Below are 12,688 nucleotides of genomic sequence, written 5' to 3'. Positions count from 1 at the left end.
GCCGCGTCGGTGCGGCCCCCGGGCCGGGGTCATTCTCCGAATTCGTCTACGGGGCTCTGCGCCGCCCTACCAGCGGTACCACCGCCCGCTGCTGCCGCTCGGCCGCGCGACGAAGCCGACCAGCCAGAGGACCAGGACCGCCAGAGCGACCCACCACAGAATCTTGATCGCGAAACCCGCACCGAAGAGAATCAGCGCGAGCAGAAGTACCAGAAGCAGGGGAACCATGTTTATCAACCTCCGAGAAGCCGTATGCCCGGGAGCCCCGCCCCCATGCACGGCGCCGACGAATCGTCACTCCGTCGGACGCTTCCCGCCCCGCCCGCAATTCCCCCCGGCCGCCGGTGAATGGGGGCCGAAGGACCCTGGTTCCGTGACGCGGCGGATCCCGGCGCAGGCCGCTACCCGGCGCTGACGGCCGTCACGTGCGTGGTGCCGTCCCGCAGTGCGGTGACGCGGACCTGGCCCGCGGGGAAGGGGTCGCGCCCGTTCGGGCCGGGTACCTGCGCGAACAGGGTCCAGGAGCCGTCCGGCCTCCTGATGCCGTACCGGACCCGTGCGACGGTAAACCACGGGCCGTTGTCGGGCGCGATGCCGAGCACCACGACGGAGCCGTCCGCCATGCCGGCCGCGGCGCACTGGACGCCCGTGAACGAAGCGGCGTCGGCGGGGCCCGGCGGGGGCGCATGCCGCTCCACGAACCGTCGGGGTGGCGCTCGGTGTGGAAGAGCGCGCGCTGCTCGACGTCGTACGGGGGCAGTTGGGCGGAGGAGAACCACACCGGGTGGGTGAGGGCGACCAGTTGGAGCTTCGGGGGTGTTCGCTCGGCACAGTCGCGCTCTCCGTTCACGTCGGGGCGGCGCGGGAGGCGTCCGTGTGCGGCGCGGCCGCCGGGAGGCGGGCGGAGCGGTGGGGGGAAGGGGCAGCGGCGGTCCCGCCCGGCGGTGCGGGACCGCCGCCGTCTACCGGTGCGAGCGCTGGGCCTCGACGATCTGTCGCACGGAGCCATCGAGGCCGGCCCGGGCCTGGACCCGCTCGGCGAAGCCGGGGAACTGCCCTGCGACGGCGCTGAGCAGCCGCAGTTCGAGCGGCGCGACGTTGATCTCGCACCGGTCGCGCCGGACGGCCCGTACGACGCCGTCGGCGACCTGCGCGGGCGTCACGGTCCTGATCCCGCTCGGCGGGGTGGCTCCCGTCGCCGCGAACATCCCGGCGTCGCGGACGAAGCCGGGCTGGACGAGGGAGACGCCCACGCCCGTGCCCCGCAGCTCCTGGCGCAGGGCGAGGGCGAATCCGCGCAGCCCGAACTTGGTCGCGTTGTAGAGGGAGGTCGACCTGGTCGCGGCCTTGCCGGAGATGGAGCCGACCAGCACGATGTGGCCGCGGCCGCGGGTGGCCATGTGCTCGGCGAGGAGCCGGGACAGCAGGACGGGCGCGCGCAGGTTGACGTCGAGGGCCCGGTCCAGCTGCTCCTCGGTGTAGTCCAGCAGGTCGCCGCTGGCGGGCAGGGCGGCGTTCGCGACGAGGACGTCGGCGTCGGCGCAGGTCTCGGCCAGCCGGACCACGTCGGCCCGGACCGCCAGATCGGCAACGACGGTCCTGGCGCCGTATGCGTCGGCGGTCGTCTTGAGGGCCTCCTCCCTGCGCCCGGTGACCGTGAGGCGGGCTCCCTCGGCGGTCAGGCGCGCCGCGAGGGCGGAGCCGATGCCGCCGGTGGCTCCGGTGAGCAGAACGTGTGATCCGGATATGTCCATGAATGACTCCCGTGCGGCGTCCCTCAACTGTTCGTTCGAACGAACAGTAGGGATCGCTCCGTGCCTTGTCCACACCGCGGACGCACCAACTCCCCTGCCGGGGGCGGGCGGAGGGCCGCGGCGGCCGATGGGGCAGAATGCCGTCATGCCCCATGCTTCCGACACCCGCCAGCGCATCGTCGACGCCGTGCTGCGGATCATCGGGCAGGACGGGATCGCCGCTCTCACCAACCGGCGGATCGCCAAGGAGGCCGCGGTCTCCCTCGGCTCCGTCACCTACCACTTCGCCACCCAGCACGAGCTGCTCCGCGAGAGCCTGCTGCACTTCGTGGCCGAGGAGACCCGGCACTTCACGGAGCTCGCGGACGCGTGCGCCGACGAGCGCTTCGACATCGGGCAGGCGGCCGAGGTGGTGGCGCGGGTGGCGGGTGGCAACGCCTTCGACAGCCGGCACATCGCGCCCTTCGAGCTCTACGTCCAGGCCGGCCGGGACGAGCGGCTGCGCGCCGCCGCCGCCGAGTGCTTCGCCGCCTACGACCTGCTGGCCGCCCGGATCCTGGCCCAGCTCGGCGTTCCGGACCCCGAGCGCCTGGCGGGCGTGGCCGTCGCCCTGGTCTTCGGGCAGCAGTTGCGCCGCCTGGCCACCGGCGCCCCGGCCGAGGACCTCGTCGACACCCTGCTGGTCCTCACGCAGCTCACCGCGCCGCAGGCCCCGTAGCCCCCGCTCCCGATAGGGTGCGGCCCGTGTCCGAGCACCAGCGCGATCTCGTCGGCTACGGCGCCGAGCCCCCGCACGCCGCCTGGCCGGGCGGCGCCCGCGTCGCCGTCAGCCTCGTCCTCAACTACGAGGAGGGCGGCGAGCAGAACGTCCTCGAGGGCGACCCCGCCTCCGAGGGCTACCTCCATGAGATCGTGGGCGCGCCGCCGGTGGTCGGCGGGCGCGAGCTGAACGTCGAGTCGATGTTCGCCTACGGCTCGCGCGCCGGCTTCTGGCGCGTCCACCGCACTCTCGCGCGGCACGCCGCGCCGGTCACCGTCCACGCCGTGGGGCAGGCGCTCGAGCGGAACCCGGAGGCGGCGCGGGCGATGGGCGCCGCCGGGTGGGAGGTGGCGGGCCACGGCTGGCGCTGGATCGACTACCGCCACGTACCCGAGGACACCGAGCGCGCCGACGTCCGCCGTTGCGTCGCGACGATCGAGCGTCTCGTGGGCCGTCGGCCCGTCGGCTGGTACACCGGCCGGACGAGCCCCCGCACGCGGCGCCTCGTCGTCGAGGAGGGCGGGTTCCTCTACGACTCGGACGACTACTCCGACGACCTCCCGTTCTACGTGGAGGCGGCCGGCCGGCCGCACCTCGTCGTGCCGTACAGCCTCGACGCGAACGACTTCAAGTTCCTGATCGTCCACGGCTTCACCACCGCCGACGACATGCTGGCCTACCTCGTGGACACCTTCGACGCGCTCCACGCCGAGGGGGCCGACCGCCCGCGCATGATGAGCGTGGGCCTGCACTGCCGGATCATCGGCCGGCCCGGCCGCATCCGCGCGCTGGACGGCTTCCTGGAGCACGTCGCGCGGCGCGGCGGAGCGTGGATCGCCACCCGGGAACAGATCGCACGCCACTGGGCGACCGCGCACCCGCCGGGGCGCTGACCCGCGCCCCCCGGCGCCGGCCGCCGGCGCGCCCGTTCTCCGCGGTCACTCCTGCGGGTGCCGGCGCCGCAGGCGGGCCTCGACCTGGCCGTCGACCGTGCGGCATTCGAAGGAGGGCTGCGGCGCGGTCGCGGGGCCGCGCACGTTCCAGCCGTCCGACAGCCGGAAGACGCTCCCGTGCCAGGGGCAGCGGACGCAGCCGTCCTCGATGTCCCCCTCGAACAGGGGCCCGGCCATGTGGGAGCAGCGGCCGGCCAGCCCGTGGATCTCGCCGCCGGTCTGCCGCACCACCAGCACCTCCACGCCGGCCACCACGACCCGTACCGGCCGGCCCACGGGGAAGTCGGCGACGGCGCCGATCCTGATCCAGCCCTGCGGGACCAGGTGGGGCACCGCCTCCGCGTGGTTGGCGCCGGCCGCCTGACGGTAGGCGAGGTGTCCGCCGAGGGCGCCGCCGATCCCGACCGAGGCGAGGCCGGCCGCCGCGAGGAGCCGGCCGCGCAGCTGCCTCCCGCGCAGACGGGCGGTGAGGGAGGCGGCGTAGAAGGACACGCCCGCCAGGTTCGCCGCCGCGTGGACGAGTCCCACCCGCGCCTGCTCCGGCGGCAGCTCCGCCCAGTCCGCCCAGCCGGCCACCGCGGCCGGGGCCGCCGCCGCGAGACCGACGCCGATCAGCACCTGCTGCTCCCCCCGCCGGCCGGGCATGCAGTCCAGCACGGCGGCCGAGAGCCAGGCGCCGAGGGGGACCTGCACGAGCAGGGGGTGCAGCGGGTGTCCGAGCGGGAGGCCGTGCAGGACGTCGCGGCCCCGGCCCAGCGGGACGGCGCGCACGGCCCGGCGCACCACGGACGCGAGGCGGTCGGCCGCGGACCACTCCTCCAGCCGTTCCAGACCGGTGAGCAGGCCTTGCGACCAGGCGGGGGAGGCGGATCGGGTCAGGGGTTGACTGGTCATGCGCGGCGTCTACCCGGAAGTCCGCGCTCTACCGCCCGGGGCCGTGGCGGCGGCCCCGGAGGCCGCCGCCCGGGACGGCCGCCGGGGTCCGGGGCATCAGAACGCGAAGACGGCGTTGCCGTTGACGGTCGCGGCCATGGCGCAGCTGTTGGAGAAGGTGTGCTTCCAGCTGACCCGGCTGCCCTGCCAGACGCCTTCCGCGGTGACGGTCACGGGCGCGTAGTGCATCGGGCAGGCGCGGTTCACGTCCGGGGCGGCGAGCAGCCGGTCGAAGCTGCCGCCGGTGGCCTTCAGGGCGGTACAGGCGGCCTGGGGGTCGGGGTGGGTGCCCTGCGCGGACGGCATGCAGCTGAGGGTGGCGGCGCGCAGGACCGTGCCCGAGGCGTCGTCGCCCTGGGCGACGGAGAAGACCATGGCGGACGGGGCGTACAGGCTGGCGGGCTTTGCCTCCGCCATACCGGTGGCACCTCCCAGGCACAGGAGGGCGGCGGCGGGGACGGCAGCGAAGCGGTAACGCACGACAGGACTCACTTTCGATACGAAGGTTGAGCGCGACAATTACTTGCGTTGTCTGGCTCCGACGCGTCCGAGTCTGTCGGATGTGAAGGTGGGATGCAGGTCGATGGCCGTTTTACGGACAACACGTCCGACTATCGGATACCGAAGGGCTGTTCGGGCAGCTCACGCGGCATGCGCCGCTCCCCCGGCCGCCCCGAAACCCGGGCGGAACGGTGCGTGGCCAGCCGGACGCGTACCGCTGACCTGGCGTCCAGCGGCCCGTGTTCACCTGAAGGTCACTCAGCTTGTCCGGATCGGTGCGCTTGCCGGGCCTTCCAGCGCGGCGGGCGGGGCCGCGGGGGCGGTGGGGGCGTGGGAGGAGCCGTACCGGTCGTCCCGGTGGTCGTCCCGCACCCGGACCGCCGGGGACGCGCACGCGACGACGATGCCCAGGACGAGGATCAGCACGATCAGCGCCTTCGCCGGCGTACCGAGGACCAGGGGGCGCGTACCGGAGGGCACGGCCGGGGCGGAGAGGCCGACGGCGGGCGGGGCGTCGCCGAACAGGCCCTTGGGGTAGGCGGAGGTCAGCATCATCGTGTACGCCTGGTAGCGCATCCGGTACCGGGCCACGGCGGCGACGGCGCCGAAGACGGCCGGGGGCATGCGCCCCAGCACCAGCGTGATCAGCCAGAACACCCAACAGACGGCGGCCCAGCCGTACTGCAGGAGGGTGGTGACGATCACCGCCGGGATCATCAGGACGATGCGGAACAGCACGGCCGACCGGTTCAGCTCACCGGGGCGCAGCTCGATGCGGACCGGGTGGCCGGGCGCCTCGAAGGAGAACGGCGGGTACCGGTCCACCAGCAGCATCGCCGCGGCGGTGACCCGGGTCTCGTACGCGAGGAACAGGCCGAGGAACCGGGCGACCCCGTCGGGCAGCCGGCCCCGCACCAGGGCGGCGAACCAGCCGGCGATCGTCACGAAGAAGGCGGCGACCCCGAGGAGGGCGGTGACGATCAGCTGCGGCAGCAGCAACAGCAGCCGCAGCAGGACCGTCCAGCGCCGCTGCCGGCCGGGCGGCGGGACGTCGAGCTCCGGCAGGTGCTCACCGCGGGGCTGCCCGGCGTCGGGCGGGCGGGGGGTCCAGCCTGTGGTCATCGGGCGCTCCAGCCGTCGGGGGGCGCGCGGACCGTGACCCCGCCGGACGTCCGGGCGGCTCGTGGCCGTGGAACCGGCGGGTTCCGCGCGTACGCCCTGCCAGGGGTACCGCGCGGAACCCGCCATTCCAAGGACCCCGGCTGGAGGGGGCCGCTCGTTGCCCTGAAGGGCCGCGCGGCGGGGCCGGGCGGACCGTTGCGGCCCGGCCCGGCCCAGCCGGCCTCAGGCCTTGGAGGGCGCCTCGGCCTCGGCGGACGCGGCCTCCGGAGCGTCGCCGGCCGTCGCGGCCTCGGCGGGGGCCTCGTCGGCGGGGGCGGACTCCGGGGACCCGGCGGCGGTCGACCCGGCGGCGAGCCCGGTGGCGGCGGGGGCCGCGGATCCGGCGGCGGCGGGGTGGGGGATGCGGTGCAGTCCCCTGACGTCGTACAGGCGGGTGACGGCGAAGCCGAAGGCCAGCGCGGCGACGAAGGCGACCCCCATCGCGGACCAGGCCCGGGTCAGGCCCGCGTCTGCCTGGGCCCCGTAGTAGAGCAGGGAGCGCAGCCCCTCGGTGATCTGGCGCAGCGGCTCGAACTCGGCGAGGGCCCGGAAGAAGCCCGGCAGCGCCTGGAGCGGCACCGTGGCGCCGGAGGAGGGGACGGCCATCGCGATGAACACGATGGTGGCGAGCAGCATGCCGGGGGTGCCGAAGGCGGCGAACAGGGCCAGGCTGCCGATGCCGACGACCGCGATGGTGGCGACCGAGTACAGCCACAGCAGGCCCAGGTGGGAGGCGTCCATGTCGAGCACGGCGACCGTGGCGACCTCCACCAGGGTGCCCATGACCACGGACAGGCCGAGCATGAGCGCCATGCCGATCGCCAGGGTGCGGACGCGGCTGGTGTGCTGGACGGGTTCCCGCTTGCGGAAGGGGCCGAAGTCGGTGTGCACGTAGCCGAGCGCGGTGTCGACCTGGGAGTTGACCACGTTGGCGCCGAGCATGCCGCAGACGATGAGGACCAGCGCGTAGTAGAAGGCGCTCAGGCCCATGGCGCTGCGGGAGCCGACGGGGTGGCCGTCGGCGACGGTGACCGTCACCGGGTCGGCCAGCTTGAGCTGGGCGGCCGTCGGCAGCGGGGTCTTCTGGGCGGCGGCCTGCTGGAGGAGCTGCTGGCCGATCTGCGCGGACGCGGCGTGGGCGGCCTTCTGGGCCGCCTGGGAGGACATGGAGGAGCCTATGCTGCCGGCGGCCTGGTTGGTCAGGACGGTCAGGACCGGCGGTGCGGGCTTGCCGGCGGGCGGCTGCGGGGCGGCGAGCGCGGTCACCGTGGCGGAGAAGTCCCGCGGGATGACGAGGGCGCCGAAGACCTTGCCCCGGCCCAGCCGCTTGTCGGCCTCCTCGCGGCTGACGAGCTGCCAGTCGATGCTCTTGTCGCCCTGGGCGGCCTTCTCGATCCCGGCGACGACCTGCTCGCCGAGGTTGACGCGGCGGCCGCCCGCGTCGGCGCCGGTGTCGGCGTTGACCAGGGCCACCGGCAGGTCGCGCAGGTTTCCTCTGGGGTTGACGTTGCCGCCCACGTAGAGCAGGGCGAACACCATCGAGACCACTGCGGCGATGAGTCCCGTACCGATCCACAGCTGGGGTCGGCGGAGCACGGAGGGTGGCGTGGGGTGAGGCATCGATTCTCCGGTGCGGCTGCGATTCCTGGACTGGATACTTCTGGTATCCAATGCTGGATACTGGCAGTATCTTGTGGTGGTGTCCAATCGCCGATGACGGGTACCGGCCGCACGACCAGCAGGGAAGCCGTATGAAGATCTCGGAGCTCAGCCGGCGCACCGGGGTGCCGGTCGCCAGCATCAAGTACTTCCGGCGGCAAGGGCTGTTGCCCGCGGGACGGGCCACCGCCGCGACCCTGGCCGAGTACGGGGAGGAGCACGCGGAGCGGCTGCGGCTGATCAAGGCGCTGACCACGCTGGGCGGCCTGTCCATCGCCGCCACCCGGGAGGTGCTCGGCGCCGTCGACCAGGCGCACAGCACCGAGGGCGCCCTCGGGGCGATCAGCTACGCGCTCCCGGTCCCGGTGGCCTCCCACGGCCCGGAGGACGGCGAGGGGGAGGACGAGGCGGAGGAGACGGCCGGGGCGGAGGTGGCGGAGCTGCTCGCGGCACTGGACTGGCGGGCGCCGGCCACGTCACCGCACGTGCAGGGGCTGACGGCGGCCCTCAGGGAATTGCGCCGGCTGGACGCCCAGTACGCCCCGGGCGAGCTCGCCGCCTACGCGCGGCTGGCCGAGTCGGTGGCCCGGCTGGACCTCGAGCGCGCGTCCTGCCTCGACGACCCGGTGGCCCTGGCGGAGCGGGCGGTCATCGTCTTCGCGATCTGCGCCCCGGTGTTCGAACTGCTGCGCCGCCTCGCCCAGGAGGACCAGGTCCGGCGCCGCATCGCGGACGACGGCACGGGCACCGCCGCCGCCCCCTGCTGAGCCGTCGCCCTCACCCGGCCACGGTGTCGCCGTGGCGATGGGCCACCCGCCACGCGCCCTGTTCCCGGCGGTAGACCTGGGTGGCCCGCAGGGTGTAGGTGCGCGGCTCTCCGTCGACGGAGGCGGAGGTGTGTTCGAGGCCGGCCGTGTAGGCCATGTCACCCACCACGTCGTACGCCAGTAGTTCGAACGCGTACGACGTGCAGTCGGAGAAGCTTCCCTCCAGGGCGGTGAACAACGCGTCGAGCTCCTGCCGGCCGACCGCGTTGCGCCACGCCCCCAGGACGCTCACCGGCTCGTCGTGCGACCACAGCGCCCGGCGGGCAGCCGCGTCGCCGTTGTGCAGCGCGCGTTCCGCCTCGTACAGATCGGTCCTGACCCACAGCAGGAAGTCGTCGCGGTCGCTCATGCCGTCATCTTGCACCCGCGGTACGGGCCGGCGCGGCGGCCGACACGCGCGGCGCTGCGGGGCGCGGCGGTGCCGCCGGAGCCCCGGAGGGCCGGGCCGGCGGCACCCGGGGGGGCTGCGGCGGGGTCAGATGGTGACGCAGATGCCGTCCTCGATGGACCGGCCGTCGCGCTCCAGGCCACCGCACACCAGCTTGGACCCGGCCTGCTCGTAGCCCACCACCCACCGGTGGGAGGCCGCGTTGACCTTCGTGCTGTGGTAGTTGCCCCAGTAGGAGCGCAGCGTGCCGGGCAGGCCGTCGCGGGTCCGGACGGTGATGTCCTGGACGAAGCGGTTGTGGTGGGCGGTCATCACGCAGATGTACTGGCCGCACTGGCTGTCGACGGCACCGGGACGCGCGTCGGCGGGGGTCGCGGCGGTGAGCGCCAGGGCGGCGCCGGTGGCCAGGGTCGCGGCGAGGTACCGCAGGCGATCGTTCATGGAAAGGCCGTCTTTCTGTCGCTACTCGGGGAACGCCGGCAGGCGGCGGTGTCAGCCGCACCCGCGGGGGTGGGCCTGATCACGATCCGGTTGTAACGACCGGCGGCGGGGCCCGGACAGGCCCTGGGCCGCCAACTCACCCGGGCGGGCGAGCGCCTTCACCCGGTGAAACGCCACTGCACCCGGAGGCAGCGGACGGCGGAAAAGACAAAGACAAAAGACAAAGGCAAGGAGTCGCCCACTCCTTGCCACTCTCAACATATAGCGCACGGGGGGCCTTGCGGCAAGACCCCGTTCGCCCCGCAGAATGAGCGGCCGAATCCAGAACCTGCTGAAATGGGCGTTTTCATGATGGACGTGATCGTTGCCGGCGGCGGCCCGACCGGTTTGATGCTGGCCGCCGAACTCCGGCTGCACGGAGTGCGCGTGCTCGTACTGGAGAAGGAGACGGAGCCCGCCGGCCATGCCCGTGCGCGCGGTCTGCACGCGCGCAGCATCGAGTTGATGGACCAGCGCGGCCTGGCGGAACGCTTCCTCGCACGCGGTGAGCGGTTCACGGTCGGCGGCTTCTTCGCCGGCATCGGCGGGGCCTGGCCGACGGGGCTGGACACCACGCACGCGTACGTCCTCGCCATCCCCCAGGCGGTCACCGAAGAGCTGCTGGCCGAGCACGCCCGCGGACTCGGCGTCGAGGTCCGGCGCGGCTGCGAACTGGCCGGACTGACCCAGGACGAGGACGGGGTGGACGTCCGACTGGCCGACGGCACACGGCTGCGCTCGCGCTACCTCGTGGGCTGCGACGGCGGCCGCAGCACGGTGCGCAAGCTGCTCAACGTGGGCTTCCCCGGCGAACCCAGCAGGAACGAGACGCTGTTGGCCGACGTGGAGCTGACCGCGTCACCGCAGGAGCTGGCCGCCGTGGTGGCCGAAGTCCGCAGGACCCAGCCGCGGTTCGGCGCCATCCCCGAGGGGGACGGGGTGTACCGCGTCATCGTGCCCGCCGAGGGAGTGGCCGAGGACCGCTCGGTCCCGCCGTCCCTGGACGAGCTCAGGCAGCAGTTGCGGGCGTACGCCGGCACCGACTTCGGTGTGCACGCGCCGCGCTGGATCTCCCGCTTCGGCGACGCGACGCGGCTGGCCGAGCGCTATCGCGTCGGCCGGGTGCTGCTGGCCGGCGACGCGGCGCACATCCACCCGCCCACCGGCGGGCAGGGGCTCAACCTGGGCCTCCAGGACGCGTTCAACCTCGGGTGGAAGCTCGCCGCCGCGGTGGCCGGCTGGGCGCCGGACGGGCTCCTGGACAGCTACCACGCCGAGCGGCACCCGGTGGCGGCCGACGTACTGGACAACACCCGCGCGCAGATGGAGCTGATGTCCACCGAGCCCGGCCCCCGGGCGGTGCGCCGGCTGCTCGCGGAACTGATGGACTTCGAGGAGGTGAACCGGCACCTGATCGAGAAGATCACCGCGATCGGGATCCGCTACGACCTCGGCGAGGGCCATGAACTGCTCGGCAGGCGGCTGCGGGACGTGCGGCTGAAGCGGGGGCGCCTCTACGGGCTGATGCACCGCGGCCGCGGGCTGCTGCTCGACCAGACCGACCGGCTCTCGGCGGCGGGCTGGGCGGACCGGGTCGACCACGTCGTCGACGTCAGCGGGGAACTCGACGTCCCCGGCGTGCTGTTGCGCCCGGACGGGCACGTCGCGTGGGCCGGCGAGGACCAGCGGGAGCTGCTCGGGGCGCTGCCGCGGTGGTTCGGGGCCGCCTCCGCCCGCGCGTGACGCGTCCCCGCGACGGCGGATGCCGGGAGCGGCCGCCTCCGCCGGATTCAGGGCCGTTCCAGCATCCGCCGCCGCAGGCTGTCGTAGATGGGCTCGCTCTCCAGCCGGTCGGCGGTCAGGACCGCGGCGAAGCAGGCGACCAGCAGGGGGAGGACGAGCGCGGTCGCCCCGGTCATCTCCACGACCAGGACGACACCCGTGAGCGGCGCCCGCACGACGCCGGCGAACAGGGCGGCCATCCCGACGGCCGCGAAGGCGCCCGGGCCGATCGGATCCGCCGGCAGCAGCGGTGCGGTGACGGCGTGCGCGAGGGCCCCCCACAGCGCTCCCACGGCGAGCAGCGGAGCGAACAGCCCGCCGGGGGTGGCGGCCGCGTAGCTGAGCGGACCCGCCAGGAACCGGACGGCGAGGTATCCCGCGAGCACCGCCACGGCGGGGCTCGCCCCGGCGAGCAGTCCCTCGCTCAGCGGGTCACCGCCCCCGCCCAGCAGCGGGTCGTACGCCATGAGCAGGCCGACCACGGCCCCGATGAGGGCGGCCCGGGCCACGGGCGGCACCCGGGTGAGCCGGTCGCCCACCGCCAGCATCCCGACGACGAGGCCGCTGTAGGCCGCGCCCAGCGCTCCGGCGGCCGCGCCGAACAGGAGGAAGAGGGGCAGTGTCCACACCGGGGGGAGGCGTGCCCCGGGGACCGGGAAGACCGGGGCGTCACCGACGAGGAACCGGGAGACGGCGAGCGCCGAGGCCGTGCCGATGAGGGTGAGGAGCACCAGGCGGGGCCGGACCGTGCGGGTCACCTCCTCGCAGACGAACAGCAGTCCGCCGAGGGGGGCGGTGAAAGCCGTGGCCAGACCCGCGCCGCCGAGCGCGGTGTGCAACCGGCGGGCGTCGGCGGCGGCCAGCCGGGTGAGGCGGCCCGCCTCGGCGCCGATCGAGGCCCCCATGTGCACGATCGGGCCCTCCCGGCCGAGGACCAGGCCCGAGCCGATGGCGAGGAGCCCGCCGAGGAACTTCGCCGGCAGCAGCCAGGGCGAGCGGGAGCGGGGGTCGGCCTCCTCCCGCCAGACGGCCTCCACGTGCTGGATCCCGCTGCCCGCCGCGTGCGGGACCCGCCCGGCGATCAGGCAGGCCGCGGCCGCGCCCGCCGCCGCGAGGGCCATCGGGATCAGCCATCTGAGGCCGCCGAGGCCGGCCGCCGCCTCCAGCACCGTGCCGCGCAGCTCGGCGGCGCGCGCCAGGCACCACCGGAACGCGCCGCCGACCAGCCCCACCAGGCAGCCCGCGGGCACCGCGACGAGGTAGGCGCGGTACCCGTCCGGATCCCTCCACCCCGTGGGCCGGGGTCCGGGCCGAGCACCGGGCATGCGCTGCCTCCCCACCGATCCGTACGGGACGTCGTCCGAGCCTGGCCCGGGCAGGCGCGCGGCACGGCGAAGCTCGCCGGGCCCGCGCCCGCGAGGCGCCCGACCGGCCGAAGGCCCGCGCGTGCTCCGCGCCTGCGCGCCGGGCGCGGCGGCGGCCGTCACCTG

Annotated in this window: 14 protein-coding genes; 4 read left to right on the top strand and 10 right to left on the bottom strand. The window is 74.5% G+C overall.

Going from position 1 to position 12,688, the window contains the following annotated elements; all coding sequences use genetic code 11:
* Positions 1–66: 66 nt before the first annotated feature.
* The 3 genes from AB0D45_RS19290 to AB0D45_RS19280 all read right to left on the bottom strand — a co-directional run bounded on the left by AB0D45_RS19290 (position 67) and on the right by AB0D45_RS19280 (position 1,754).
* Positions 67–228, bottom strand: a complete 162-nt coding sequence (locus AB0D45_RS19290) for a hydrophobic protein (RefSeq protein ID WP_362460432.1) — start codon at positions 226–228, stop codon at positions 67–69.
* A gap of 173 nt (positions 229–401) precedes the next feature.
* Entirely contained in the window at positions 402–698 is a 297-nt protein-coding gene (locus AB0D45_RS19285; protein WP_362460429.1) for a hypothetical protein, read from the bottom strand.
* A 264-nt stretch (positions 699–962) separates the two neighbouring features.
* A complete protein-coding gene (locus AB0D45_RS19280) occupies positions 963–1,754 on the bottom strand; it encodes an SDR family oxidoreductase (protein ID WP_362460426.1) in 792 nt (263 codons plus the stop codon).
* Between the two features lie 145 nt (positions 1,755–1,899).
* Between AB0D45_RS19280 and AB0D45_RS19275 the strand changes: the two genes are divergently transcribed.
* Both AB0D45_RS19275 and puuE read left to right on the top strand, forming a co-directional pair.
* A complete protein-coding gene (locus AB0D45_RS19275; RefSeq protein WP_362460424.1) occupies positions 1,900–2,472 on the top strand; it encodes a TetR family transcriptional regulator in 573 nt (190 codons plus the stop codon).
* A 26-nt stretch (positions 2,473–2,498) separates the two neighbouring features.
* The gene (gene puuE, locus AB0D45_RS19270) at positions 2,499–3,407 is read left to right on the top strand and encodes an allantoinase PuuE (RefSeq protein ID WP_361611246.1); all 909 of its coding nucleotides are present in this window, start codon (positions 2,499–2,501) and stop codon (positions 3,405–3,407) included.
* A 45-nt stretch (positions 3,408–3,452) separates the two neighbouring features.
* Here the strand turns inward: puuE and AB0D45_RS19265 are convergent, their stop codons facing one another.
* The 4 genes from AB0D45_RS19265 to AB0D45_RS19250 form a co-directional block, all read right to left on the bottom strand.
* The gene (locus AB0D45_RS19265; RefSeq protein WP_362460421.1) at positions 3,453–4,361 is read right to left on the bottom strand and encodes a Rieske (2Fe-2S) protein; all 909 of its coding nucleotides are present in this window, start codon (positions 4,359–4,361) and stop codon (positions 3,453–3,455) included.
* Positions 4,362–4,457: 96 nt separating this feature from the next.
* Positions 4,458–4,817: a subtilase-type protease inhibitor gene (locus tag AB0D45_RS19260; protein WP_362460418.1), complete on the bottom strand. Its 360-nt coding sequence runs from the start codon at positions 4,815–4,817 to the stop codon at positions 4,458–4,460.
* 342 nt (positions 4,818–5,159) lie between these two features.
* Positions 5,160–6,023 carry a DUF4389 domain-containing protein gene (locus AB0D45_RS19255; protein ID WP_362460415.1) on the bottom strand — a complete coding sequence of 288 codons (864 nt, stop codon included), beginning with the start codon at positions 6,021–6,023 and terminating at the stop codon, positions 5,160–5,162.
* Between the two features lie 222 nt (positions 6,024–6,245).
* Positions 6,246–7,658 (bottom strand): YhgE/Pip family protein, encoded by a 1,413-nt coding sequence (locus tag AB0D45_RS19250; RefSeq protein WP_362460412.1) that lies wholly within the window; start codon positions 7,656–7,658, stop codon positions 6,246–6,248.
* 155 nt (positions 7,659–7,813) lie between these two features.
* Here AB0D45_RS19250 and AB0D45_RS19245 point away from each other — a divergent pair, with 155 nt between their 5' ends.
* On the top strand, positions 7,814–8,488 hold the full coding sequence (locus AB0D45_RS19245; protein ID WP_361611458.1) for a MerR family transcriptional regulator: 675 nt from the start codon (positions 7,814–7,816) through the stop codon (positions 8,486–8,488).
* 10 nt (positions 8,489–8,498) lie between these two features.
* On the opposite strand, the gene AB0D45_RS19240 is transcribed toward AB0D45_RS19245, so the two are convergent.
* Both AB0D45_RS19240 and AB0D45_RS19235 read right to left on the bottom strand, forming a co-directional pair.
* On the bottom strand, positions 8,499–8,897 hold the full coding sequence (locus AB0D45_RS19240; RefSeq protein WP_362460409.1) for a nuclear transport factor 2 family protein: 399 nt from the start codon (positions 8,895–8,897) through the stop codon (positions 8,499–8,501).
* A 126-nt stretch (positions 8,898–9,023) separates the two neighbouring features.
* Positions 9,024–9,377, bottom strand: coding sequence for a hypothetical protein (locus tag AB0D45_RS19235; protein WP_361611300.1), 354 nt, complete (start codon positions 9,375–9,377; stop codon positions 9,024–9,026).
* A gap of 348 nt (positions 9,378–9,725) precedes the next feature.
* On the opposite strand from AB0D45_RS19235, the gene rox reads away from it, so the two are divergent.
* A complete protein-coding gene (rox, locus tag AB0D45_RS19230; RefSeq protein WP_362460566.1) occupies positions 9,726–11,159 on the top strand; it encodes a rifampin monooxygenase in 1,434 nt (477 codons plus the stop codon).
* A gap of 47 nt (positions 11,160–11,206) precedes the next feature.
* Here rox and AB0D45_RS19225 read toward each other — a convergent pair whose 3' ends face one another.
* A complete protein-coding gene (locus AB0D45_RS19225) occupies positions 11,207–12,523 on the bottom strand; it encodes a ClC family H(+)/Cl(-) exchange transporter (protein ID WP_362460406.1) in 1,317 nt (438 codons plus the stop codon).
* Positions 12,524–12,688 lie beyond the last annotated feature (165 nt).

This window comes from Streptomyces sp. NPDC048352 (genome assembly GCF_040651895.1).
Lineage (GTDB): Bacteria > Actinomycetota > Actinomycetes > Streptomycetales > Streptomycetaceae > Streptomyces.
The sequence above is the reverse complement of the archived record's forward strand: the minus strand, read 5'-3'. Positions and strand labels throughout refer to the sequence as shown.